The organism is Corynebacterium ciconiae DSM 44920, assembly GCF_030440575.1.
GTDB lineage: Bacteria > Actinomycetota > Actinomycetes > Mycobacteriales > Mycobacteriaceae > Corynebacterium > Corynebacterium ciconiae.
On sequence record NZ_CP047189.1, the window covers coordinates 1,967,219 to 1,992,370 of the forward strand.

The following is a 25,152-nucleotide window of genomic DNA, read 5'->3' on the forward strand; positions in this document are numbered from 1 at the left end:
GCTTTCCCAGCGAGAACCCCAGCTGGGAGAAAATCGGACACCGCACCCCTCAGACTTCATCTACACTCAGGCTGTGTTCCACTCACGTGATGAAGCTCTCAAAGCCATAGCGGCTTTCAGCCAGAATTACCCACAGCACCTGCACGAAGGTCTAAATCAGCTTTTGGCTGAGCAGCTCATTCCCGTCGTGGGCGTGCACAGCGGCGAACACTCAGAGTGTCCTACCGGCTCGACCAAACTGGGCGGTAGTCCTGACATGGCGCCCGGCGCGACGTGGCCCGTCCCAGATCCGCTCTCAGCCGAGGATGCACCTGCGCAGCTAGCGTTTTTCGCACAGATCGACCTCGCTGAGCTCGCCCGAGTCACGGCAGACCGCCGCGCAGCTGAGCTCGATGTGCCTGACACCGGCAGACTCTTATTCTTTGCTTGCCCCGAAAAGGCCACCGCTGATGCCATTGATGAGGCGGAGGGAGATCCACAGCGCCGCTTCTGCCGGGTGATCTGGGATACTACACCGGCGGAAGAAACCCAGCGACTGGCTGTGCCCGCCGCGTTGCAGGAGGATACCTCCGACGGCGATGTTTTCCACGATCAGCAGTGGGACTCCTTTTGGTGCCCAGAAAAACCTTGCACACTCATTCTGGGCTGGTCAACCCTAGGCGAGGACTCACCCGAGCTTCACGACTACCTCGAGCATTGTGCAACCAATCCCCCAGCAGGACTGGCCGATCCGGAGCAACAGTCAGAAGCATTGAATGAGTTTTACTGGAATGCAGAAGAATTAGTGCCCGGCAGAGAGTGGACTACCACGATGATCGGTGGGGGCCCCATCTGCGAGCAGTCGGATCCTCGCGGCTATGTTGATGACACGAACCCCGCGGCGTGGCAGCAGCTGTTCCAGGTATCGCTGCCCGATCTCCTTGGGGAATACTCAGAGGGAACTGCTTACTTCCTTATCCCTCACGATGCCCTTAGACGCCGCGACTTCTCCGAAGCGAGGGTCGAGTTTCAGCAGACTTAACTCAGATCCAAGCCGAATCGGTTGTGAGAGACGAGTCTGAATTTAACGAGCCACTACTCACTACTTGGGTCTGCCTTATTCCCCAGCTAGCAGCGAATACACGGCACAATCCCTGAACCGATCTCGGTCAAACAGGGCTCGACGCAGCACTCCTTCGAAGGTGAATCCAGTCTTCTCTGCGACGCGCCGAGAAGCTCCATTATCGGCGATTGCTCGAATCTCTAGGCGTAGTGCACCGTGGTCGAAGGCGAATTGGCTCACGGTGCGCACTGCGTCGGTCATCAGCCCTTTGCCGCGGGCCCACGGAGCGGTCAGATAACCGAAGGATAGATACAGGCCCTGTTCTACGTTGCGCAGGTCGATCTGCCCCATGTAGCGAGCAGTGGTGTCGCCAGCGTCAGTGATCACCCAGTACATGCCGGAATCATCGTGCTGCGTCATGTCCACGAAACTCTCCGCCTGTTGCCGCCCGTATGGGTGCGGCACGGTGGTGAAGCGTTGAGTATCGGGGTCGTTACCGGTCACCAGCATGTCCTCGATATCGCTTGTGCTGTAGCCACGCAGCTTCACCTTGGTGCCTGTCAGTTCCTTCCACTTATACGGCCACGTCATATCATCCATACTGGACAATACTAGAGAAAGGTGGTGTGGGATCGGCGCGCGGTGGGCCGCTTCGTGTCACGTGCTAAACCGCTCACACAGGCGCACCGGAAAGATAGCGGCGTCCCCTTTGCCTCCCTATCTCTTAGCGGCCTCCACCCCCATACGGCACTTAGGGTGCTTTGCTCGGGATGCCTCCAGACTGCGAGCAGCATTGTCATCAACCCTCGTCTATCGGGTCCACGGGCACCATCTAGGCACGACTAGCGTTGTGACAACAGGCGTGCGCCGGCTCCCGGGTTCACGCGCCACAGGACCGTGGATGTGTCACTACAGCAAGACCCCCACCGGACATTCAAGTGCGGGTGGGGGATGGCCTGCCAGATTGGCGTAGAGATGCACGCCGCAGACGCTCAACCCTCGCCGAGGCTCCACCTACACATCCCGCCCCGCACCACACAATGCTCGCCACGTGTTCAGTTCTCAGCACGCTCGCCACATGTGTGCGGGCATCGTATAGAACCTCACTGGCCCTACCGAGAACTCCAGAACACACTGAGGCGTGACTAGTTCTCACCACCGTCCGCAGCCATCATTGCGATGTAGGTATCTACTGCCTGCCCCGAGCGACTGAGGTATTCCGTTAGCAACTCATCGAGCTGATCGTCTGTGCATCCGACTTCCCCCAGTGCCGCACCGGAATCCAGCTTCATACGCACACTGTTCTCCGAATCCACTGAAGGGATCGCAGTCGGTGCGACCGTGTTTTGGTTCCAGTTCACAGCTGGACCCATCCTTGAGCAAAGTCCAATGCGCTTGCTCCCCTAGCTCACCCAGTGCACCACCAGCTGATACCTAAGAGAACAGTCATTCCCGCGTGAGTGTGCGCATGCCAACCTTTTTGATCGTTAACCCACGCCCTCGGGAACGTACCAGCGCAGCAAGAAACCCCCGACTTCCAATCGGAAGCCGAGGGTTCTCGGAAAGTGGTAGCGGGGGCAGGATTCGAACCTACGACCTCTGGGTTATGAGCCCAGCGAGCTACCGAGCTGCTCCACCCCGCGTCGGGTGCATGTATGCACTTGTTGCTGCTTTAGAACCTTAAGCGGCTCTGTCTCAGCGACGTGTACCTACTATACAGACGAATACCTCAGCACCCAAATCGCCGCGTGCACTGCGGTTTCTTAGCCATCCGAGCCGCTGGGCCGGTGATTGAGAGTGCGCGCGGTGCGCCCCTAGTGTTCTAGGACCACGCAGACACCATGGCCTCACCTGCACGCGTTTCGTCCACACGCGTTCCTCTCGCCTACTGGAGCCCTGAGCGGTCTGTGCAGTTAACGAGAAAGCCCACAACCACCTCCACGGGGTTGTGGGCGTCTCGGCATCTTCGAATGCGTGTCAGGGCAGGAGGTTAGTTTTGGTAGTTCTCCTGGTAGTCACGCACCGCGCGGTCCAATTCGTCGAGGGCACGGCCATACTCCTCGTTGGAGCCATTGCGGGCATTCTGCAGCTTCTCGAGGGCGCGGTTAATGCGATCAATAGCTTCGCCCTGATCGCCGCTGCCGCTGGCCGGTCCGCTCGGGGTGTCCGAGTCTTCCTTCTTCTCCTCGGCGGATGCTTCCTCGTCCTTCTTCTCGCCTTCCTGCTTGGCATCATCCTTGGGCTCGTCCTTGCCGCCATCGACGCCTTCGGCCTCGTCCAAATCTGCGGCTTCCTTGGGGTCGATGCCCACTTGGTCGAGAGCTTCGGCGATGGTCGGCGCATAGCCCACCTTGCCGTTGTAGGAAATGAGCACGCGCAGCAGCTTCGGGAAGGCGGATGCCTGGTCCTTTCGCTGGGTGTACACCGGTTCCACGTACAGGATTTCGCCGCCGCCGACGGGCAGGGTGAGCAGATTGCCGTCAATCACCTTGTTGGTGCGCTCCCACAAGGAGCGGTCGCGGGCGATTTGGTCGGAGGAGATCATGGTGTCCTGTGCCTGACGCGGACCCTGGGTTTGGGTATTGGTCGGGAGCACGCGCACCGTGATGTGGCCGTAGTTGTCCGGATCGGAGGACACCGCCATGTGTGCGGACAAGAATTCTCGCTTCAGTCCGCGGAACGGGGTGATCATCTGGAAGCTGGGCTCACCGGTCTTAGGATCGGCGGCCACCACGTAATAAGGCGGCTGCGCCAACTGGCGCCCCTCGTTACCGCCGGACTGATCACCGGAGCGGGTTTCCGTCGCGGTCGGATCGGTGGGCACGGACCAGAAGGCATCGTTGTTGAAGAACACGCCAGGGTCATCCACGTGATAGCGGGTCATCAGCTCTCGCTGCACCTTGAAGAGGTCCTCGGGGAAGCGCAGGTGCTCCATGATCTCTGGGGAGATCTCGGACTTCGGCTTCACCGTATCGGGGAAGATATCGCTCCACGCCTTGAGCACCGGATCCTTCTCGTCGAAGGCGTAGAGCTCAACATCACCGTCGTAGGCATCCACCACCGCTTTGACGGAGTTACGGATGTAGCTGACCTGTTCATTGAACAAGGCTTGGTTGGTGCCTTCAGGGTTGCGGGCATCCTCAGTGGCGTTCGATAGCGAGGTGCGCTCGGCGTAGGGCAGGTTGGCCAGAGTGGTGTAGCCGTCCACGATCCACTTGATGCGACCATCCACCACTGCGGGGTAGGTCTTGGAGTCGGTGGTCAGCCACGGCGCCACCTTCTTCACGCGCTCTCGCGGGTCGCGGTTAAAAATGATCTTGGAGTCGCTTCCCACGCGATCGGACAGCAGCAGGTTCAGCTCCTGGTAGCGCAGGGCGAAGGCGGCACGGTTGAACATGTTGCCCACGTCCACACCACCGGTGCCGTCATAGGTAAAGCGATCGGTATCGGTGTCATACTCCACCGGCCCCGCCCCAGTATCGCCAACAATGGAGTAATCCACGTTCGCGGGCACCGCACTAATCACCGGACCGTAGTAGGTGCGCGGCTGGTCCACTTCGATGCCCAGCTTCTTTACTTCCTCATCGTTGCGGTTCTGCTTAAGAGATTGCAGGTCCGACACGTTGTAGACGGGGTAGCCACCACGGGTGGACCCCACATCCCGAGCCACCTCGTCCACTTGGTTGGCGGGGGCGGCGATGAAGCCATTGCCGTGGGTGTACACGGTGTGGCGGTTGATCCAGTCGCGCTGGTTATCACTCAACGCGTTGGGATCCATTTCGCGGGCGGTCACCACATAGTCACGCAGCTCCCCATCGGTGGTGTAGCGGTCGATGGCGAGGGTGTCGGGAAAGCCGTAGAAATTGCGCAGCTGTTGCTGCTGAGTGAAGGTTGCGGCCAATACCTCGGGATCAAGTAGGCGGATATTGGACAGGGTGGCGCGATCATTAGCCACCTCTTCATCGGTTGCGCCTTCTGCACCCCAGTTGTCCATGTAGGTGACGTTGTCGTCGGTGAGGTTATAGGCGTAGCGCGTGGAATTGATGTTGCGCTCGATATATTCGCGTTCCTTTTCCGCGCGGTTCGGCTTCACCGAGAATTGCTCAATAATGAGCGGATAAGCAGTTCCGATGACCACAGCGGACAGCACCATCAGGCCAGTCGCCAGCGCGGGGATGCGCAAATCCTTCAGCACAACAGCCGAGAAAAACGCAATAGCCACCACAATGCCGATGACCATCAATAGGATCTTGGCGGGAAGGATGGCGTTGATGTCGGTGTAGCCGCCACCGGTGAAGGTTTCGTGCTTATTAAAGAGGAGTGAATAGCGTTCGAGGTAGTAGCTCGCTACCTTCACCAGCATCCACAGCCCGGCGGTCACGGTCAGCTGTACCCGAGCGGCCTTGGAGATAGACCCGCGCACCCCAGCGGCGCGGTTGCCTACGCGAATACCACCGAGCAGGTAGTGGCCGATTAGTCCGATGAAGAAGGCAACAACCAGAAATACCGACGCATAGGACACGATGAGCTGCAGCATTGGCAGCACAAAGGCGTAGAAGCCGAGGTCGTGGCCGAATTGCGGATCCGTTTCACCGAAGCTTTCGCGGGAGAAGAACATCAGCACGGTGCGCCATTCACGCTGGACTGCGAAACCGCTGAACAGCCCGAGCAGAACCGGCAGCCCGATCAGTACGCCCCGCAGCGAGGACTCCACTGCCTTGCGGTACTGGTGAATGGGGTTGTTCGGGTCGAGAGCTTCGAGGGAATCTGGACGGTTTTTATAGGTGACATATCCGGCGATAAACGCGATCAGACCAGCCACGAGAGCGCCCACAAAGAACAGGACGATGCGGCTGAGTACTACTTTGCTGAAGACACCGGTGAAATCAACTTCTTTGAACCACAGCCAGTCGGTATAAAAGCCGACGACCATGGGGGCGATCACCACAAGAGCGATAATGATGCCTAAGGTCCAGCTGAGGGCCTTCGGTGGGCGTTTAATGGGCGGGCCGGACGAGGGCCGCTTATTCGACAACGCTATTCTCCTTGATGCACATTGTTAGGTTAAGTCACGCTCAATCAGCCACGGTTGCCGTACCGTTGAGGCATAAGGCGATACCGTGCGAGCGCGATCGACGCCAGCTAGCTAGTGCGGTGCGTGTGACAGTGCGCGTGGACCCCCTCATGCTGATCGAGGACGCCCGGCAGCCACACCTAGCTCCGGCACATCTCACACTCATATCTACCAAAACTGAATAGACAGTTCACCACATTACGTAATCCAAGGAAACCATGGGCAATCACGAAGAATCCGCAGCAACGTATCTTCTGCCGCAGGCCCTTAACAAGGCCATGCTGGAGGCAGTCGAGTTCATTCACGCCGAGGGGTGGGATGCATCCCCCACCCTGTTCGCACTGGTTCCTCGCGAGCGGCTTATCGACGCTCTCCCGGAGGATATCGATGACTCACCCTTCGTTCTCGTGGTGCAAGACAACCTGCCCGGCCACATCGTGGCAGGTTCAGAGGAATTAGGCGATTACATCGCCCGCATTGTCTGGCCCGAAGGCGTCGAAGGCGCCGTGCTGGCCCAAGAAATCATGTTCAAAGATAGCGAGGATCAAGCGGATGCGGATGCTCGCCCAGCACGGTTGTTTTCCGGCGTGGTACGCGGCGGCAGCGATCTGACTCTCCTGCAGCTTCGCCCCACCGAGGAGGAACTCGAAGCCAAGGGGGCCTTCGCGGAGGACGATATTGAGCTTCGCGGCGGCACTGGGGTGGCCCCTGGGGTCATTGCCGCCTTGCGCTATTCCTTTGAGGAAGAGTGATCACACAATCCCTATCACCCGCACTGCTGGGTGAACTAGCATGGATGATGCGCTGTGCCCACTGGATTCCTGCGGCGTGAGCCTCAAGAAGTCAGGCTTGTGGGAGATGGTGGCGTGCGCATCGGCCTTGCATCCACACGGAGGAAAATAGCACTGTCATGAAAGATTTTCGGTTGTTGCCTGTAGCGGCGCTCGCCGTGGCCGCTGTCGTCACAGTGGCGGGATGCTCTGATTCAGCGGATGCCCCGGATTCTCAGGACTCCTCATCCACCTCCTCTACGTCCTCCCAGTCCACGGAGCCCTCCTCCTCTGAGGCGGAAGAGAGCAGCGAGACGGCGTCGACAAGCGCCGCGGATAGCGCCGATGCCTCGGATTTCAAGGACGCCTCTATCGCCGAGGCCTATGACATCTATGGTGATTTGGCGCCGCGCGAGCTGTTTGAGCAATTAAATGATTGCCAACCCAATGGCCTGCCAAACTCGAAGACGTGCACCGGCCCTAAGGTGGGCACTTTTCAGTTCATGAGTTCGAAGACCAAGGCTGTATCTGTGATGCAGGCGCTGACTGAGTTTTCGAATTCGCAGGTAGTGGAAAAGTCCGAGGACCGGGTGGTGGGCTGGTCCATTATGGGCACGACGGCGATTGTGACTGTGGTCAATAAAGACAAGGGTTTATTGCTGCAGCAGATGGTATCGACCGATGATGTGGATCCGGAAGAGCGCATCTATGAGTTAGGGCTCGCCCAGCAGCCCGAGCAGTCGCAGGCGGAAACTTCCGAAACTAATAAGGACAACTCCGAAGATAAAGACACAAAAGACAACGGGGACGAAAAGTAGCTCACCTAGAGCCACAGCGCGCTAGGAGAGTAATGCAACAGGGCGATTATCCGCAGGTAGGGTAATCGCCGCCGGTGTGATAGGCCTCCAAGGCCGAAATGGCGCCAGCGAGGTCTGTGACCTTAATAATCTCCATGTCGCCGTGATCGCCCTTGAGCGCTTCAGCGCAGTTGGCTTCGGGGGCGAGGAATACCTCGGCGCCGGCGTCACGGTGGGCGGCGGTGACCTTGTGTTGAATTCCGCCGATGGGCCCCACGCTGCCGTCGGCACTGATCGTGCCTGTACCGGCTACATTCAAAGAGGCGTTGATGTCCTCCTCGGAGAGCTTTTCCACCACCCCGAGAGTAAAGATCAGCCCGGCAGAGGGGCCTCCCACATCCTCGAGGTGAAAATCCACATCCACGTTGTCGCCTGGAATCGCCCGCATCACAATGCCCAGCAGTGGCTCGCCCTCGCGCCGAGAATTCTCGCCTAGGGTGATGTTTTTCTCCTGTTGCTCTCCCTGCTCGGAGCGCACAGTAACTGTCACTTCATCGCCCACCTTGTGAGATTGCACGATCTCGCGGGCCTGCTCGGGCGTGGCCACCTTCGTGCCGTCAATGGCACGCACCACCTCACCCGGGTGTATCTGCCCATCTGCGGCGGAATCTGCTGACACCGACACCACCTCAACCTCAGTGGGGTGCTTGAGATAGTTCATAGCGGCCACTACCGCCGCGGACTCGGAGTCCACGAAGGCCTGCCGGTTGATCTCTTGGATCTCTTCTTCCGTCTTATCCTGAGGGAAGACGGCATCGATAGGCACGATGGTGTCATCAGTAAACAGCCACCGCCCCATCGTTTGCGCAAGCGACATGTTGTGGCGCACGACCACCGTGGTCATGTCTAGGCTGCCGGTGGTCTCATGGGTGGGGGTTCCCGTAATCTCCACCACGGGTTTCCCCGCGAACTCGGAGAGCACATCGTAGGTGGGACCAGGCCCCTCGGCAGCGTAGGGCACGGTGAGTGGGATGTCGGTGCCGGGAACGTGATCGAGGCTGGCGAGCACGGCGAGCGCCACCACGGGGATGGCGCCGTAGGTTAAGGTGCGCTTTCGAGGGTTCACGTCAGACCACATTACCTTCCTCACCCGCGCATCGATTCACCCCTACCGCGGCTGACGGGCGACGCGGCGGGTGTTCGCTCTCAGCGTGGCTGTGGTGCTAGCAAGCGCTCGTTTGGGCGCGGTAGATTTGGATCCATGAGCCGTAACGGATTTGGATTTTCCTTTGGTAATGATGACGATGACGATGACCGCCGTCGGGATGACCAATCGCCCTTTGGCATGTTCTTTTCCGGAGGCTCGGGGGGTGACCCTAAGTTTGTATCCGGTGGTTTAGGAGACATGCTCAACCAGTTTGGGCAGATGCTCAGCGATATGGGCTCGAGCATGAATGACCCCAACTCGGAGGGGCCGGTGAATTACAACCTCGCCGAGCGTATCGCCCGCCAAGCCGCTGGGTCGCCGGATTCGGTGCGTGCCAACGATGCGGAGGCAGTGCGTGAATCGGTGCGTTTAGCGGAGCTGTGGCTGGACGACGCCACCCACCTACCCACCTCGGAAGCAACGGTCCAGGCGTGGAACGCCCACGATTGGCTGCAACACACGCTGCCGATGTGGAAGCGTTTTGTTACCCCTGTGGCCGAGCAGATGAACGAGGCGCAATTCGATAACGTGCCGGAGGAAGCAAAGGAAATGATCGCGCCGATGCGCGGCATGCTTTCCCGTATGTCCTCGATGAATTTCGGCATGCAGCTTGGCAACGCGCTGGGCGAGCTGGCCACCCAGGCCCTGACGGGATCGGACTTTGGTCTGCCCGTGGCTCCGCGCGATACCACCGCCGTGCTGCCGCATAATCTGCACGCCATGTCCAAAGACCTGGGGGTGCCCGCCCAGGAGGCATTGGTGTATCTCTGTGCCCGCGAGGCCGCGCGCCAGCGCTTGTTTAAGCACGTGCCTTGGTTGGTGGAGCGGCTCGTCTCCTCCGTGGAGGAGTACGCTGCCGGGCTGGTGATCGACACCTCCAATGTGGAGGAAGCGATGCGGGAGATCCAGACCGAGGCCCAAGATCCCGAGGGTATTCAGGAGGCCATGGCCCGGCTGCAGGGCATGGACCTCTCCCCCACCGTCACCTCCCGCAACGCCGGCGCGGTGAGCCGTTTGGAAACGATGCTGGCTCTCGTGGAAGGCTGGGTGGAGCTGGTCGTGACCGAGGCTATGGGCGATCGGGTGCCGTCTACCGCGGCGATGAACGAAGCTTGGCGCCGCCGCCGTGCCACCGGCGGCTCGGCCGAGAAGGCCTTTGCCAAGGTGGTAGGCATCGAGTTCGCCGCCCCCAAGGTGGCCGAAGCTCAAGAGCTGTGGCGGCGGGTCGAAACCGCGGTGGGTATTGAGCGCCGCGACGCCGTGTGGGATCACCCCGATTTCCTGCCTGTTGCCGAGGATCTAGATAACTCCGCCGAGTTCATCGACGGGCTGCTGGGCTCGGAGGATGCCGGCGATTTCGATCCCATCGCTGAGATCGCCAAGCTTGAAGAAGAACTTGCGCGCGAGGCCGAGCAGGACACTGGTGAGGCCGACTCAAAGGGCACCGACTCTACGGACAGCGACCCTAGGGACACCGAGTCCGGCGACAGCGACGCCGATACCGACTCCTAGTCGTCTACTGCGACCAGCGGATCCTGCTCCTAGCCGGCGCAGGATCAGCTGGGCGCGCGCTGCTCCATGAAGCTGAGGGCTTCTAAAAAGCCCTCAGCTTTTTCTGTGTGCGGATAGCGCATCACCCATGCACGAAACTCTGGCCCGTGCCCACCGGGGACGAAGGTGTGCACCATTTCGTGCACTATCACCGCGTCCACCACATAGCTGGGCAAAGGCTTGAGCCTGTGGCTGAGGCGAATTGATCCCTCGGCCACGCTGGTAGATCCCCAGCGCCGATGCTGGTTGCGCACCCAGCGGATAGAACTTATGCGGGCGCGCGACTCGAGATACTGGGCGTTGAGTTCCTCGGCGCGGCGTCGTAAAGCATCATCGTCGTGCAGCTGGCCGCGAGCGCGCTTCGCTTCGATGCGACGGACCAAAGAGGCCACCATCTTTTCTTCCTCGCGGGCGCTCATCCGCGCGGGAATGCGCACCACATAGCCGTCGCCACGGGCCTCGATGGCGGCGGTTTTCTTGCGCTTTGCGGAACGAATCACCGTCACTGGGGGCTGCTTGTGAGTCACAAGCACGCCAGTGTAGTCCGCCTCCGCTGCGCGAGGGGTGTTCGTGTAGTAGAACTATCTCCAGACACGGCGGCGGCACGGGCCGCTGCCGATGCATCTTGGGGTTTGGGGGAACGTCACTATGCAACCACCGGCTGAGCATCATGCCACCGCTGCGGCGCGCGCATCGCTGCGCCTACGGGACGGGATTGCGGTATTCATCCGTCCTTGCGGCGCGCTGCAATTCGGGCAAAACCCGCACACCGCGGTAGTGATCGACGAGTTCACGCCGCTGATCGGCGTCGCCATCGCCCGCAGGTTCAGGCGGGTGCACACGCCCACACCCCGCTCCCAGCTGGCCGCATGGTTGGAAGAAGCCGGCATGTCGGCCACTGCGGCGCGCTCGCTTATCGACGATCTCCTCGAGCACCACATCCTTCAGGCCTGTCCAGACATCGGCCGCACCGCCAGCCTCATTGGGCGTTCCGAACTCGCCACGCAGGTGCAGGGCGTGCTCGAGGCCACTGGGGTGAGTGTGCACCGGCCGCAGCACCCGGATTTTGTGTATTCCTTCGTGCACGACATCGCCCAGCTTCCCACCCATCCGGTGCTCGTAATCGATGAAATCAGCCAGCATCGGCTCCTCGCCCCGCTGCTCACCCGGCTGCTGGCTGAGCAGCAGCCGCTGATCCTGGCCGATGTGATCGATGGCCACTATTGCATTGGGCCGATCCGCCGAGGCAATCGCGGCCCCTGCCCGCTGTGCATGGAGCTTTACCGCAGCGACGCCGACCCAGCATGGTCCGACATTCTCGCCCAGCGCATCCCGCATAAGCTCGAACCCAACCCCATCACCACCACCGCCACCGCCGCGGTGATCGCCGCGCTCGTGCAGGCCGTCCACGAAGGCACCCAGCCGCAGCTGGTGGCTGCCGGCACCCGCTGGAGTATCACTCACACCTCGGTGCGGGAAGATCAGGTGGCGGCTCACCCCATCTGCCCCGTGTGCTTCGAGGTGAACTCGACTAGGCCCTAAACAGCCTGGGCGCCGGGGGCTAGCGAAGCTCGTCGAGAAGCTGCAGCAAGGACTCGCCGAACTGCTCCACCTTCATCGGCCCGATCCCCGAAATATCCAGAAGCTCAGCTTTGGTGGCGGGCATCTCCTCGGCGATCGCGGTCAAAGTGGCATCGGTAAACACGATATACGCTGGGGCGTTGAGGTCTTCCGCCTCGGCGCGGCGCCACTGCTTCAGGCGCTCGAAGATCGCCGCATCCGCCCCCGATGGGCAGTCCTCATGCCGGCCCGCCACTTTGTCCTGCGGGGTCATCAGCGACTTGCCGCACACTCGGCAGCGCTTCGAACGGCGAGAACGCGGCGGAACCGAGGAGATATCCACCTCCGGCACCACAACATCCAAAAATCGGCTGCGCTTGCGTGAGGCCCGCCCGCCTTCTTTGCGAGCCAGCGCCCACGAACAAAACAGATGCTCGCGGGCACGGGTAATACCCACATAAAACAGTCGGCGTTCCTCCTCGATGGCCTCGTTCCCCGATTTGATGGCGTGGCTAATCGGCAGGGTTTTCTCCACCAAACCCACCACAAACACCGCATCCCATTCCAGGCCCTTAGCGGCGTGCAAGGTGGCAAGGGTGACACCCTCGACCGTCGGATCCTGCTTAGCGGCGGCGCGTTGATGCACCTGATCCATCACCTCCTGCAACCCCCACGTGGGATGCGAGGTGGTGAGATCCTCGATCACATCGGCCAGCGCCTTCAGGGACTGCCAGCGTTCGCGCTGCTTAGCGCCCTCAGGTTCTTTTTCGCTCAGGCCCACATCAGCAAGCAGATCGCGCACAAACCCATTGAGCTCCACCCCACTCGGGCCGATGCGCTTCAACTCTTCTTCGGCCACTCCCGCCGTGCGCTCCACCTGGATCTGGCGGTTGAGTTTCTGCGCGGCGCGCACCAGCAGCGCCATCGCTTGGCGTACCTCGGCCCGGTCATAAAAACCCTCGCCTTGCTGGACTTGATAGGGGATGCCGGCGTCGGCAAGCGCCTGCTCATACGCGGGCGACTGGGCGCGGATTCGAAACAGCACCGCAATCTCGGAGGTAGGAACCCCATTATTCATGAGCTCGTGGATGCGCTGAACCACCCCGCGAGCCTCGGCGTGTTCATCCGCAAAGGATTCAAAGCTCGGCGCCGGGCCCGGTGGGCGCAGCCCCTCTAGCTGGAGGCGCGTACCGGCAATGCGGCCGCTGGCCTCCCCGATCACCATATTGGCCACCGTGGTGATCTGTGGGGTGGATCGGTAGTCGCGCTGCAGGCGCACGGTGGTGGCGTGTGGATAGCGGCGCTGGAAGTCCAGCAGATAGCGCGGGGTGGCACCAGTAAAGGAATAAATGGTCTGGTTGGCATCGCCCACCACCGTGAGATCGCTGCGATCGCCGAGCCACGCATCCAAGACCCGCTGCTGCAGCGGGGTGACATCCTGGTACTCGTCCACCACGAAGGTGCGGTATTGATCGCGAAACTCCTCGGCCACCGCTGGGGCGTTCTCTAGGGCCCCAGCGACATGAATGAGCAGATCATCGAAGTCGAGCAGCACCCCCTCCTTGGTGTTTTTCAACTGCTCGTAGCGCTCATACGCCTGGGCGATCTTAGCCGGATTCGCCGGTGCGGTGCGCAGGGTCTTTTCTACCTCCTGCGGATAGGCCTCAGGGGTGAGCAGGCTCGCCTTAGCCCACGAGATCTCGCCTAGCACGTCTCGAATGGATTCTGTCGAGGTATCCAACCCCACCGCCCGCACCGCCCGGGCCACCGCGCCAAATTGATTATCCAGCATCCGCCACGGCAAATCACCGGCAATCGAGGGCCAAAAATAGGCCAATTGTCGGCGCGCCGCGGAGTGGAAGGTGCGGGCTTGCACGGCCTGAACCCCCATGCTGCGCAGCCGTTGCCTCAGCTCGCCCGCGGCACGGGTGGTGAACGTGACAGCCAGCACCCGGTTCGGCGAGACCATGCCCTCGTTTACGAGGTTGGCGATGCGGTAGGTGATGGTGCGTGTTTTACCGGTACCGGCGCCGGCCAGAATGCAGACTGGGCCGCGTGGCGCCGCGGCGGCGCGGCGTTGGTCCTCGTCGAGGTCATCGAGGCTGAACATGGCGTCGAAAAGCACCTTCCCTGTGATGGTGGTGTGGTCGTTCTTAGGCACGCAGCGCGTCGAAGAGCCTACCGGCCGCCCACGCGTGCATCATGCTGTGCGCTATAGATCCTGCCCGCGGCTGCGGAAAGCGCTGTTCACGAATGTCGCTGGCGCTTACCCACCGCGTTTCCCGCAACTCGTTATCGGTGGCGCTGTGGGGACGCACGTCGCTGGTGGTGCCGTACATGCCGAGCATAAGCGAGCCGGACAGCGGCCACGGCTGGCTGGCCACATAGCGCACCCGCTCTACCCGTCGGCCGGTTTCCTCCCGCACCTCACGAATGAAGGCCGACTCCACCGACTCACCAGGTTCGACATAGCCGGCGATGAGCGAAAAATACTGGGAGCGCTGCGCGTTCCGGCCCACCAGAATGCGCTGCTGTTCGCGCAGCTCCACCACCCCGATCACGGCGGGATCGATGCGCGGAAACACCCAGCCAGAGCCACCCCGCGCCTGGGCGGAATCCGCGAGATAGTCCAAAGCGGAGCCGTCCGCGGGGTCGAAATGCGTGTTGTCCTTGTACTCCACTAGTGCCAAGGCCCGCAGCAGCGCGGCGTGACCGGCGATGGAGCCGTGCCAAAACTCGGGATCTCCAGGCCCAAGAATCCGTGCCCCCAGCTGCTCGGCGCACGCGAGCGCCTGGGCTTCCCCCTTCACAGCAAAGAGGGCTCGCTGCGTATCCACGCTCACTCGCCGAGCAATAGCCTCGGCGCTCACGCCACAGACGTGAAGCTCCTCGCCGCTGAGCCCACAGGCGATGACATGCTGCGGACCGACGAGGAAATAGCGCGCTGTTGATTCCTGCGCCACGGGCTAGGTGCTTTCCCCGCGCGAGGACTCCGCCTCGGCGATATCGGCGGAAAGCACACGGCGCACATAAAGCAGTCGGTCGCCGGGTTCGACAGACTCCGCCTCCTGGGCATCGATGCGGTAGAGCTTGCCGGAGCGCACCACACCCAGCACGATATCCGCCAGGTGGCGGGGGTTGGCGCCCACCTCGTCTTCTTTCACCATCCGCTCCGCAATGGAGAACCCCTCGCCCGGGGAGAGAAGATCTTCCATCATCTCCACCACCGGCGGGGTAACAGTGGCCAGGCCCAGCATCCGGCCGGCGGTTTCGGAGGAAATCACCACCGAATCGGCGCCGGACTGCTCCACTAGGTGCAGGTTTTCGGATTCACGCACCGAGGCCACGATCATCGCCGAGGGCGCGATCTCGCGCACCGACAAGGTGATGAGCACCGCGGTGTCATCTTGGTTGGGAGCCACCACCACTGCCCGAGCACGCGACACCCCGGCTAGCTTGAGCACATCGGACTTGGTGGCGTTGCCTTGGACAGTCACGAGATTGTGCCCCGAGGCGCGCTCCAAGGCCTGCCGGTTGGTGTCAACTACCACGATCTGTCCGGGCGGTACACCGTCCGCCAGCAGCGCGGTCACTGCAGAGCGTCCCTTGGTGCCGTAGCCGATGACCACTGTGTGATTGCGCAAGCGCTTCCTCCATCGTTGGATTTGTAGGGTGCGGCGGGATTCCTCGGTGAGCACCGCCAGCGTCGTGCCCACCAAGAGGATCAGGAAGGCGATACGCAGCGGGGTCACCACAATAACGTTCAGCAGGCGGGCCCGGTCGGTCACCGGGGCGATATCGCCATAGCCGGTGGTGGAAAGCGACACCACCGAGTAGTACAGCGCATCGAGGAAGGACAACGGCTCGGTGTAGCCGCCGCTGTCGAAGTAAACGATCACCGTAACCGTGAGGATGAGCACGATGGCATAAACCACGCGGCGGGCGATGAGCAACCACGGCGAGGAGCGCCGCTCCTGCGGGATCCGGATGATGTTCAGCAGCGCATAGTCCGGCAGATCATCCAGTTCAGTGGGGCGGCGCACCACGGGTTGCCTAGCGCGGGCTCGGGTACCGAACCTATTACGCATTCTCGCCACGGCTACATCCTTGCTGCTCGGGTGCGGGGGTCATGGTGGTGCTCTCCAGCCCGCGCGCTCCACGTGATTGCCCAGCCTCATGGTTTTAGGACTGGTGGTCGTTGGCGTGCATAAGCGCGGCGAGCTCTATCTCATCGGGTAGCTTACTCGGTTCGAGAGTGTGATCGTAGGCGATGTAGTGGAAGGCTGCACGCACCGACTCCGGATCAATCTCCCGACCCAACCGGCTCGACAGCAGACGCGACCACGCAAGCCGGTAGACGGCCAGCTGGATTTGGGCTGCCTGCATGTCCGCACCTGTGGGCGGGCGTCCCGTTTTCCAATCCACCACATACCAGCCGGAGGCCTCATCGTCTCCGAAGTGGAAGATCGCATCGATACGGCCACGCACCATGCTGCCGCCAATAGAGATCTCGAAGGGATGCTCCACGTAGGTGGGGGTGCGATCCGCCCACTGGCTTGCAAGGAATTTCTGCTTGAGCTGCTCTAGCTCCACGCCTTGGGGATCGATCTCCTCCCCCGTGCCGGGCAGCTGGTCATCATCGAGCAAGGAGGTAGCTCCGAATCGATCCTCGATCCACTGGTGTAGTGCCGTGCCGCGCTTGGCGTAGGCATTGGGTTTGAAGGGCACGGGGCGGTGCTGGCGACGGGCGAAATCCTCTGGGCTGGCCTTGAGCGAGACCAAATCCGAGGTCGATAGCTCATGGCTAAGCTCCACGCTCACCACGGGATTAAGGGCCGCCTCGTGCTCGGCGATCAGGGCCGCCACCTCGTTGCGCCATAGCTGGCTGATCTCGCTGCTATTGGCGGGGAGATCTTCCCACCGCCGGTGGCGTGCCGCATGCACGGCCGTGGCGGCCTCGTCGAGTATCCGCGTGGAATAGTCTGGGTTGTCGTGGGCGATTCCTAGCGCTGTGGCCTTCTCCTGCTTCCACTGGCGCGGGAAGTAATTGTCCACCTCCGGCTCATCGGGCGCGGCTGGGGCCTCCTGGGGTGTGCTCTCCGCTGCGGCATCCTCACCGCTGGGCTCGTGCCAATGCACCACGGAGTCTGGGGCGAGGTCTCGCAGCGCGGTGAGGTGCTCGAAAGGCTTGACCTCTTTATCACTCGCTGCGGGTCGTGCCGAGCCGGTGACGATCAGCGTGTGCTCGGTGCGGGTTATCGCCACGTAGAACAGGCGCACCACCTCGTCGAGATGCCCCTGCCACAGCTCGTTGCGGTGCTCGGCGATCGCCCGCGAAGCCTCGGTTTGGGTGGTGCATCCCTCAAGGTCCAACACGGGCACCCCATTGGGATTCTCAACTCCGGAGATATCCACAACGGCGGCGTCACCACGAAGCACCGGCGGCAGCTCTTTGACCTCATTGATCCAGTGGTCGAAACTCTTCCGCTTGCTCTCCGAATCGTTGTAGGTGCTGTTATCGCAGTGCAGCACCGCAACGGTGTCCCACTCCAGGCCTTTGGATTTGTGAACGGTGAGCAGCTGCACACGGTCACTGTGTACCGCTACCTCAGCGCGGTCAAAACCGTCCTCTCTTTCTTTGGCCAGCTCGAAATAACTGAGCATGGACGGCAAAGACGCACCGGGAGTACGGCTAAATTCGGCCACCTTTTCTGCCAGCTGGTTCAGGTGTGCCACTCCGGCGCTGCCGTCCGCACTCGGGTCTCGGCGCACGAGGGCCTCAGTGCGGATGGAAAACACCCGCTCGATATCCGCAATGATCTCGGTCAGCGGCTTCGATAGCGAGTAGGAACGCAGATACCGCAGCTGGGAGCTCAGCTCGGTGAGGCGCCGGTAGCCTTCCTCGCTGTAGAGCTCTGGCTCTCCAAGATCGGCGATGGCATCCACAAGCCCCACGTGGGCATCGGGCTCATCGCTGAGAGCGCTGTCGATGGAGGCACGTAGCCGCTCGAGTGGATCGGCGGACGATAGCCTGGGGTCTTCTACCTTCTCCCCGCTGGAATTCACCCTGCCCGCTATGTTTTCGGCGCGGCGGTGCAGCACGGCGAGGTCTTGCAGGCCGAGGTTGACCAAGGGTCCACACAACACCCGCATGGCGGCGGCATTGTTATCAGGGGCCACCAGCATGGTGGCAATAGCAAGTACATCGGCCACCTCGGGTACCTCGAGCAGCCCAGCTAGGCCGACGATCTCATAGGGGATACCGCGCTCAGCCAAGGCTGCGGCGATGGCTCCGATGTGTATGTTCTTTCGCACCAGCACCGCCCCCGTGAACCGCTGCCCTGCCTCTTGTTTTTCGTGGAAGCGCCGGGCCAGACTATCGGCCACATACTCCACTTCTTCTTCGTTCGTGTCGAACCACCCGAGCGAGATATCGCCACTGCCTGCATCTGGCCGAGAGCTCAGCTTCTCGACGCTACGCTGGGCCCCATCCCGTTCCAGCACGGAGGAGGACACGGCGTTGGCTAGCTCGAGCACTCCGCTCGGGTTACGCCACGAGGTTGTCAGCTGCGCTTTCGGCGCCGCTGAGGTGGTGCCATCCTCTGCGATCGCAGGGAAGTCCTTGGCGAATTGCTCGAGGTTGGTGGAGGTGGCGCCACGCCACCCGTAGATAGCCTGCATGGGGTCGCCAACGGCGGTCACGCTTAGCGCGCGATCGGTGCCACCAAACAGACTCGACAGCAGGAGTCGTTGCGCATTCGAGGTGTCTTGGTACTCATCGAGCATGACCACGCGAAACTTGCGGCGTTCTTTATATCCCACCTGCGGGTAGTTCTGGGCGATACGCGCGGCCGCGGAGAGCTTCTGCCCAAAGGTAGCCACGTTGTCGCGCTTCATGTGGCGGCGGAGCTGCTGCACCAGCGGAATATAGGCCTCGCGGAGCTGGAGGCGGTGAATGAGTTTCTCCACATCTCCGGTGTATTTCTTTTTTTGGCGCGGGCCGGGATCGAGTCCATCAATCAGCGCCACGTACTCGCGTTGGGCAGCATCAAGATCCTCTTCATCCACGAGGTGTGAATCGAGTGCTTCCATGAGGTTGATGGTGTCTTTGATCGCCGTGCTCATACTGGGGCTGCCGGCGATGGGGGTGGAATGATCGCGCACGACTTCGTAGCAATATTGATACAGCTCGGTCTCAGTGATGAGCCGTGCGGTGGTTTCAATGGGAAGCAGCAGCCCATACTCGGATACAAGATCGCCGCAGTAGGAATCATAGGTGGAAACTTTCGGCTCAATGCTGAGCTCGCGACCCTGTTCATCCACCGCAAGCCCCAGCGTGTTCTTCAACGTTGCTAGGTTGCGCCGAATGCGTTGTTCCAGCTGGGATGCTGCTTTCTTAGTGAAGGTTAGGCCCAGCACTTGGTCTGGGCGCACGAGTCCGTTGGCCACGAGCCACACCACGCGCGCTGCCATGGTTTCCGTTTTGCCTGCGCCGGCGCCCGCCACCACCAGTAGTGATCCTTGGTCTGCCCCGATCACCTCGGCTTGCTGTTCGGTAGGCGCATAGGGCTGATTCAGCTTGTGTGAAAGTTCGCTGGGTGAGAGACGAGCGTGAGTGTGCTTAGCCATTGAAGAGGCTCCTTCCCTGCTCCTGTGCCGGGCACACCGCTGTCAGCGTGCAGTACTTGCATTGGTTTTCGTTGATCTCGGCGAGCAGCCGAGGCTGGGTGGTGTGGCGGGCAAGTTCGATGAGCTTTCCCTCGAAGTCCGCGAGCTGTTGCTCATCTAAACGCGCCTGCTGCCGAGTTGTGGTGCTTTTGGTGCCGGTTCCGACATACACCAGCACTGCCCCATCGCGCTCCAATTCCGGATCATCGGGGCCGCGGGTGAAGAGATTGCCTTCATCATCGAGGCGGGCATGGGACACCGCCACTTGGTAGGCCGAGAGTTGGGCGTGCGAAGCAACATCCTTCAGCCCAATGGCTTCGGCAGAGGTTTTGTAGTCCACCACACGCAGGTTGTCTCCAGCGCGGTCAATGCGGTCAAGCCGACCCGAAATCAGCACATCATGGTCGCCATCGTCAAGGTGGCCGATCCGCACCCTCGCTCGGCGCTCGATGCCCACGAGGGTGGTGTCAGTGTTGGCTCCCTCGATCCACCGAGCTGTTTTGTCCAGCATGGTCCGAAACTTCTCTGTCTCGGCCTCCACGCGCCACTCAGCATCGTCGAGCTGGGCGCGAAACGCCTCCATGACGAGTTCTCGAGCTGCCTGCTCCTCCGCACCATTGTCGAGGGTCTCGGCAAAGGCGTGAACGAGCGAGCCCACGATCTGCGGACTACCGCTGGCGGAACTAGCGAAATCACCCACAGAGCCCACGAGAGGACAATCGAGGCTTTTTTCGATACGCGAGGGAGACAGGCGCACCGTAGCGCCGGGTTTCACGAGTGGCTCAGTGGTGGAGCTTTCCCGCATACCCCACCATTCATTGGGGTTGGCGCCCAGCACTCCGGCCTCTGCTAGGCGGGCGAGATGATAAGCGGCGTGCTCCCGATCGGCGGGCCTAGACTGCGGGTTTTCGAGGCAGCGCCGCAGCTCCGCAATCACACTCGACGTAGAGAGCATGCGCGGCTGCACGATCTGCACGGCCGAGTCCGCATCCTCGCTGTCTACCACCGCCTCGGCGCTGTGTACTCGCATACTCACCGGATACTCCGCGAGGAAGCGGGAGGGTTCGGTGGTCCCGTCCTCGCTGCCGCTGTCATCCACAGCCACGATGTAGAGCTGTTCGGTCGCTCGGGAACACGCCAAGTTGAGCAGGCGGCGTTCCTCTGCTTCCCGCTCGACCGTGTGGGTGACATGCACCCCTGGGTCGATGTCCTCGTCTGTGTGGTTGATCAATTCTTCCTGACCGAAGAGGGTGCCCGTCTCTCCTAGTTGCGGCCACGCACCTTCATTGACTCCTGCAACTAACACGAGGCGAAAGTGCATGCCCACGACCGAGTGGGCGGTAAGGATGGTGACGGCGTCCGTTTTTGCGCCCCGCCGCTCGCGGGTGAGCGAAGGCACATCGAGGCTGTCGATATAGGAGATGAAGCTGGAAAAGGAGGCCCCGGGGCGACGCTCGGTGTAGTCACCGGCGGTGTCGAACAATGCCATGGCTGCGTCGAGATCTTGATCTGCCTGGGAACCGGACGCCCCACCACGTAGCGAGACCGCCTGCAGGTGCTGGGCTAGGCCGGTGGCCTCCCACAGCGCCCACAGCACCGCTTCCACGGACTCGCCTCGTTCATATGCCGCTCGGCCTGCATCGAGAACGTCAGCGGTGCGCTGCAAAATCTGGGTCTCGCGCTCCGTGAGATGCTCACGGATCTCGGCATTTTCCGGCGCGGTGTAGCCCGGGGATTGAGGAAGCAGGAGATCCTCAAGTACCTCGATGGATCGGCGGCCGCCACCGTGGTGTTTCTCTGCGGCTCGCAGACCGCGCAAGAGACGACGGTAGGTGACAGGATCGGCGCCGCCGACGGGGCCGAGGATGAGCTCACTGAGCTCGGCGCTACTGATTCGGCCCAGTAGGCTTCGTGCGGCGATGAGCAGGCTCGACACCACCCGCTGTTCTTTCAGCACCATCGCCGAGTTGTCCACGTGAACGGGCACACCAGCAATGAGAAGCGCACGTTGGAGGCTGCCAATCTCTCCTGAACTACGCACGATCACCGCGATATCGCGCCAAGCCACCTTATCGAGTAGCCCAGCACGACGCACGCGATCCGCGATGAAGTCGTGGTGGCTTCGAGCATCCGCAGCCACCACATACTGTGAACGCGCGTGGACGTGAGGCTGTGTCAGTTCGATGGTGTGCTCGGCTTGATAATCGGTGAAGAAGTCGGGATCCGCGCCGCGGAAGTGGAACACGGAATGCTCAGGGTTGCCGCCGAGCACCATGAGCGTGGTGTGCGGAGTGAGCGCCTCGATCAACCCAGCCGCTTTAGGGTCGAGATTCTGAGCATCATCAACCAGCACATACCGCGCTGAGCGGGCGACTTGTTGGGCGAGCCGGTCATCATCAATGATCAGGCGATGAGCCTCGGCCAAAAGCTCGGAGGCATTGAGCGAGTCCTGCCCCGAAAGCGCCATGGTGTGGCGATACTCTCGCAGAAACTGCCCCGCGGCAGTCCAGAGGGGGCGGTTCCAGTCCTCTCCGAGCTGCTCGAGGTCCCCGGCGCCGAGGCCGCGCTCTTGAGCGCGCAGCAAAAAATCACGCAGACCGCGGGCGAAGCCGATAAGTTCGAGTGCCTCGTGTTGCTCGTCCGGCCAATAGGCTCCGCCGCGCTCGCGGTGGCCGTCGAGAAGCTCGCGAATAACCGCATCCTGCTCGGCTCCGGTCATCATGCGGGGCGAGGTGCCGATATCGTTCTGGCGCGAGGCCCGGACAATTGCGAAAGCTAAGGAGTGAATGGAACGCACGAGCGTCCCCGCCGAGGCAAAGCCCTCTGCGCGGCTACCCAAAATAGAGGAGAGCTCACTGCGGTGATAGCTCGCCGTCTCCTTGGCGGTAGTGATCAGCGCAATCTCTGCCGGATCCACTCCCGCGTTGATCAACCCCACCACCGTATCGCTCAAGGCGGAACTCACGCCCGTGTTGGCGGCGCCACTCAGCTTGACGGTGCCCGTCAATCTAGCTTCCACTAGCTCGCGTGCCTCGCAGGACCACGTCCTGCGAGGCGTATCACGCGGACCAGGATAAGTCACTGTCACCGTAGGGTTCGGTGGTGGGGCCATCAGCGGGGTGCTATTCATGCCCATCATTGTTGCAGAGGAAGTGGACACTCACAGCGATCTCACCCTCAAAGAACTAGAACACGCATTCGACACTAAGGGTGGGGCGTGCCCTTACGCTCCCAAGGGCACGCCCACACCCCGAACTAGGAATGCGGTAGGCCTGCGCTAAGAATCGGCGTCCAATCGTTCACCTATTTCACGAGCCAAAGCCACGATACGGCGACTGTGTGCTGGGCGGGTTGCTGGGTGCAGCGCGTGAACGTAGAGGCGATACAGCACACCGCGGGCGGCAAGGGCGTCGAGATAACGCAGATGTGAGAAACGATCCAGTACCCCAATATCCACGGCATCGGCGATAATGCCGTCGACCATCGTCAGTGCCGCAGTGTAGGCATGCGGATGGGCCACGGGCACGATCTCAGTCACGATCGGAGCCTGGCTACCGGAAAAGATGGTTGTGCCCAGCATGTCAGCGTGGCCCAACTGCGTTTCGAGGGGAATATCAGGCACGCGGCTATGCAGCTCCGCAGCGGCAGTGAGCGCCTCCACCTCGTGGCCGTGGGCTTCCCGATTGCCGTCGAAAGCTCGGGCGAGCAGTTCGGCGGGCTGGTCTGACCAGGCAGCACGGTCAGCCAGGTGGAAGATACTGGCCTCACCGTCGATGCGCGGCACATCACGGTTGACCCACTGGGGCACGCGCACCTCGGCGAGGGCGTCCGCAAGCCGGAGCGCGGCACTGACGGTTTCATCGACGCGCTGAGCTGGCTCCCCCACGACGAAGGCGTTGGCACGAAAACCGGAGATCACCACGCGACCATCTGTAGAGCGCACCGGCCGTACGAGCCGCACCCCAGTGGGATGAAGGCTCTCGCGCAATTTCGCCGACCACGCAGCGAAAGAGGCGGAGGATGCTCGGGAGATCACCACGTTTCCGCATTTGATGCCGTTATCCCACGCACTGCCGAGCCGCGAGGACGCGGCGATGTGGTGGGTGGGCACTCGGAAAGCCTCGAATACATGCCCCGGTACCGAGCCCACGGGTGTCGAGTCGGTGGTGTCAGTCATAGCCCCTAGACTAGCGTTTCATCCCGCCAGCTCCGCGCTCACACCACGGCCGCGCGAGGATTTACTGCTGTGAGGGCTGCTCGGTGTCGTGATTAAGCCACCAGTACATGATGCCCCCGTCGAGGGTGATCACGCGCTCAAAGCCATGCGCTAGCAGGATTCGGGCGGCTTCCTCGGAGCGCACCCCAGCCTTGCAGTACAGCGCCACTGGCTGGGCCCGGTCTACCGCGGCCACGGGGCCGAGATCCCCAGCACGCAGTTGTGAGAGCGGGGCCAGCAGGCTATCGCCTAGCACTCCCCCTTCCCATTCGATGGGCTCGCGCACATCCACCGAGATCATGCCCTCCTCGAGCAAGACGGGCAGCTCGGCCATGGAGCGATGCTCCGGTTGGCCGCTGGAATCGGTGGGCTGCGCGGGGTGCGTGGGGTTCATGCTGTCCTTCCCTCCGGAGGTGTGAGGAGACGAAAAGCCCGTCGTTGACTGAACCTTCTCCGCCTCCGTATTGGGTTGCTCGGCGCCTGCGAAGTCACAGGCATCTGCCACGGGGGTGTGCCGTAGTTTCGCTGAGTCGGGGTTGGGCGCAAAGGAGAATGTTTTAAAGCTCGAGCGCGCGGCATCCCACGTGGCGAGTCGACCGATGAGCGGGGTACCGAAGCCGGTGATCAACTTGATCACTTCGGTGGCCATCATGGTGCCGATCACTCCGGGCAGAACCCCGAATACCCCAGCCTCGGCACAGTTGGGCGCGCTGCCCGGCGGTGGCGGGGTGGGGAAGATATCTCGTAGCGTATAGCCCTCGGCGAATACGGAGAGCTGCCCGCCGAATTGCTGGATGCTTCCCCACACCAACGGGATATCGTGCTCGGCACAGTGGTCAGCCACTAGGTAGCGGGTGGCGAAATTATCGGATCCATCCACCACGATGTCGTAGCCGTTGAGGATCTCCTCCACTGTGGTGGCGTCGAGTGCGCTCGGGTGGGTGCGCACCGTGATCTCTGGGTTGAGTTCCTGTACGCGCCGCGCTGCGGATTCCACCTTGGGCACACCGATATCACAGCTACGATGCACCACCTGGCGCTGCAGGTTCGAAAGCTCCACGTAATCGCCGTCGCAGATGCCCAGGCACCCCACCCCCGCTGCGGCGAGGTATTCGATCACAGGACTACCCAGCCCACCGGCCCCGATGCTCAGCACCGAGGCGCCGTTGAGCTTCTGCTGTCCGCGCAGCCCGATCCCAGGCAGGGAAAGGTGGCGGGCGTAGCGTTCCGCCGCCTGTGGTGGCAGCGGCCGCGGGGGGAGAGTCAC

17 protein-coding genes and 1 tRNA gene are annotated in these 25,152 nt (G+C 61.7%); 5 read left to right on the top strand and 13 right to left on the bottom strand.

What is annotated here, in order from left to right; all coding sequences use genetic code 11:
* Window positions 1-73: 73 nt before the first annotated feature.
* Window positions 74-1,021 carry a DUF1963 domain-containing protein gene (locus tag CCICO_RS08640; RefSeq protein WP_018020170.1) on the top strand — a complete coding sequence of 316 codons (948 nt, stop codon included), beginning with the start codon at window positions 74-76 and terminating at the stop codon, window positions 1,019-1,021.
* A gap of 75 nt (window positions 1,022-1,096) precedes the next feature.
* Here the strand turns inward: CCICO_RS08640 and CCICO_RS08645 are convergent, their stop codons facing one another.
* From CCICO_RS08645 to CCICO_RS08660, 4 genes are all read right to left on the bottom strand, one after another.
* Window positions 1,097-1,642, bottom strand: a complete 546-nt coding sequence (locus tag CCICO_RS08645) for a GNAT family N-acetyltransferase (RefSeq protein WP_083878326.1) — start codon at window positions 1,640-1,642, stop codon at window positions 1,097-1,099.
* 545 nt (window positions 1,643-2,187) lie between these two features.
* Window positions 2,188-2,403 carry a hypothetical protein gene (locus CCICO_RS08650; protein WP_018020168.1) on the bottom strand — a complete coding sequence of 72 codons (216 nt, stop codon included), beginning with the start codon at window positions 2,401-2,403 and terminating at the stop codon, window positions 2,188-2,190.
* A gap of 205 nt (window positions 2,404-2,608) precedes the next feature.
* Window positions 2,609-2,685: transfer RNA gene (locus CCICO_RS08655), tRNA-Met, on the bottom strand.
* Window positions 2,686-3,032: 347 nt separating this feature from the next.
* The gene (locus CCICO_RS08660; RefSeq protein WP_156809882.1) at window positions 3,033-6,083 is read right to left on the bottom strand and encodes a UPF0182 family protein; all 3,051 of its coding nucleotides are present in this window, start codon (window positions 6,081-6,083) and stop codon (window positions 3,033-3,035) included.
* A gap of 251 nt (window positions 6,084-6,334) precedes the next feature.
* Between CCICO_RS08660 and CCICO_RS08665 the strand changes: the two genes are divergently transcribed.
* Complete coding sequence (locus tag CCICO_RS08665; protein WP_018020166.1) at window positions 6,335-6,868, top strand: PPA1309 family protein; 534 nt, start codon at window positions 6,335-6,337, stop codon at window positions 6,866-6,868.
* 158 nt (window positions 6,869-7,026) lie between these two features.
* On the top strand, window positions 7,027-7,704 hold the full coding sequence (locus CCICO_RS08670) for a hypothetical protein (protein WP_018020165.1): 678 nt from the start codon (window positions 7,027-7,029) through the stop codon (window positions 7,702-7,704).
* A gap of 46 nt (window positions 7,705-7,750) precedes the next feature.
* Here CCICO_RS08670 and CCICO_RS08675 read toward each other — a convergent pair whose 3' ends face one another.
* Entirely contained in the window at window positions 7,751-8,809 is a 1,059-nt protein-coding gene (locus CCICO_RS08675) for a YlbL family protein (protein ID WP_026161530.1), read from the bottom strand.
* A 135-nt stretch (window positions 8,810-8,944) separates the two neighbouring features.
* On the opposite strand from CCICO_RS08675, the gene CCICO_RS08680 reads away from it, so the two are divergent.
* On the top strand, window positions 8,945-10,402 hold the full coding sequence (locus CCICO_RS08680; RefSeq protein WP_018020163.1) for a zinc-dependent metalloprotease: 1,458 nt from the start codon (window positions 8,945-8,947) through the stop codon (window positions 10,400-10,402).
* A 44-nt stretch (window positions 10,403-10,446) separates the two neighbouring features.
* Here CCICO_RS08680 and CCICO_RS08685 read toward each other — a convergent pair whose 3' ends face one another.
* The gene (locus CCICO_RS08685) at window positions 10,447-10,968 is read right to left on the bottom strand and encodes a SprT-like domain-containing protein (RefSeq protein WP_040357856.1); all 522 of its coding nucleotides are present in this window, start codon (window positions 10,966-10,968) and stop codon (window positions 10,447-10,449) included.
* Between the two features lie 121 nt (window positions 10,969-11,089).
* Here CCICO_RS08685 and CCICO_RS08690 point away from each other — a divergent pair, with 121 nt between their 5' ends.
* Window positions 11,090-11,983 (top strand): hypothetical protein, encoded by an 894-nt coding sequence (locus CCICO_RS08690; protein ID WP_018020161.1) that lies wholly within the window; start codon window positions 11,090-11,092, stop codon window positions 11,981-11,983.
* Window positions 11,984-12,002: 19 nt separating this feature from the next.
* Here CCICO_RS08690 and CCICO_RS08695 read toward each other — a convergent pair whose 3' ends face one another.
* The 7 genes from CCICO_RS08695 to CCICO_RS08725 form a co-directional block, all read right to left on the bottom strand.
* On the bottom strand, window positions 12,003-14,111 hold the full coding sequence (locus CCICO_RS08695; protein WP_026161529.1) for an ATP-dependent DNA helicase UvrD2: 2,109 nt from the start codon (window positions 14,109-14,111) through the stop codon (window positions 12,003-12,005).
* 43 nt (window positions 14,112-14,154) lie between these two features.
* Entirely contained in the window at window positions 14,155-14,964 is an 810-nt protein-coding gene (locus CCICO_RS08700) for an NAD(+) diphosphatase (RefSeq protein WP_244264008.1), read from the bottom strand.
* A gap of 3 nt (window positions 14,965-14,967) precedes the next feature.
* Entirely contained in the window at window positions 14,968-16,089 is a 1,122-nt protein-coding gene (locus tag CCICO_RS08705; RefSeq protein WP_051067272.1) for a potassium channel family protein, read from the bottom strand.
* Between the two features lie 94 nt (window positions 16,090-16,183).
* A complete protein-coding gene (locus CCICO_RS08710; RefSeq protein ID WP_018020157.1) occupies window positions 16,184-19,630 on the bottom strand; it encodes an ATP-dependent helicase in 3,447 nt (1,148 codons plus the stop codon).
* Window positions 19,623-22,799, bottom strand: coding sequence for an ATP-dependent DNA helicase (locus CCICO_RS08715; protein ID WP_167540154.1), 3,177 nt, complete (start codon window positions 22,797-22,799; stop codon window positions 19,623-19,625). The genes CCICO_RS08710 and CCICO_RS08715 overlap by 8 nt, the downstream gene beginning before the upstream one ends.
* Window positions 22,800-22,946: 147 nt before the next feature.
* Window positions 22,947-23,846 carry a TIGR02569 family protein gene (locus CCICO_RS08720; RefSeq protein WP_018020155.1) on the bottom strand — a complete coding sequence of 300 codons (900 nt, stop codon included), beginning with the start codon at window positions 23,844-23,846 and terminating at the stop codon, window positions 22,947-22,949.
* Window positions 23,847-23,907: 61 nt separating this feature from the next.
* On the bottom strand, window positions 23,908-25,152 hold the full coding sequence (locus tag CCICO_RS08725) for a HesA/MoeB/ThiF family protein (RefSeq protein WP_018020154.1): 1,245 nt from the start codon (window positions 25,150-25,152) through the stop codon (window positions 23,908-23,910).

What these genes read in the sequence shown, in the direction of transcription:
- CCICO_RS08645 (WP_083878326.1), bottom strand. Translation starts at nt 1,642, where the DNA reads ATGGATGATATGACGTGGCCGTATAAGTGGAAGGAACTGACAGGCACC.
- CCICO_RS08665 (WP_018020166.1), top strand. Translation starts at nt 6,335, where the DNA reads ATGGGCAATCACGAAGAATCCGCAGCAACGTATCTTCTGCCGCAGGCC.
- CCICO_RS08670 (WP_018020165.1), top strand. Translation starts at nt 7,027, where the DNA reads ATGAAAGATTTTCGGTTGTTGCCTGTAGCGGCGCTCGCCGTGGCCGCT.
- CCICO_RS08680 (WP_018020163.1), top strand. Translation starts at nt 8,945, where the DNA reads ATGAGCCGTAACGGATTTGGATTTTCCTTTGGTAATGATGACGATGAC.
- CCICO_RS08690 (WP_018020161.1), top strand. Translation starts at nt 11,090, where the DNA reads ATGCAACCACCGGCTGAGCATCATGCCACCGCTGCGGCGCGCGCATCG.
- CCICO_RS08695 (WP_026161529.1), bottom strand. Translation starts at nt 14,111, where the DNA reads ATGTTCAGCCTCGATGACCTCGACGAGGACCAACGCCGCGCCGCCGCG.
- CCICO_RS08705 (WP_051067272.1), bottom strand. Translation starts at nt 16,089, where the DNA reads ATGCGTAATAGGTTCGGTACCCGAGCCCGCGCTAGGCAACCCGTGGTG.
- CCICO_RS08710 (WP_018020157.1), bottom strand. Translation starts at nt 19,630, where the DNA reads ATGGCTAAGCACACTCACGCTCGTCTCTCACCCAGCGAACTTTCACAC.
- CCICO_RS08715 (WP_167540154.1), bottom strand. Translation starts at nt 22,799, where the DNA reads ATGAATAGCACCCCGCTGATGGCCCCACCACCGAACCCTACGGTGACA.
- CCICO_RS08720 (WP_018020155.1), bottom strand. Translation starts at nt 23,846, where the DNA reads ATGACTGACACCACCGACTCGACACCCGTGGGCTCGGTACCGGGGCAT.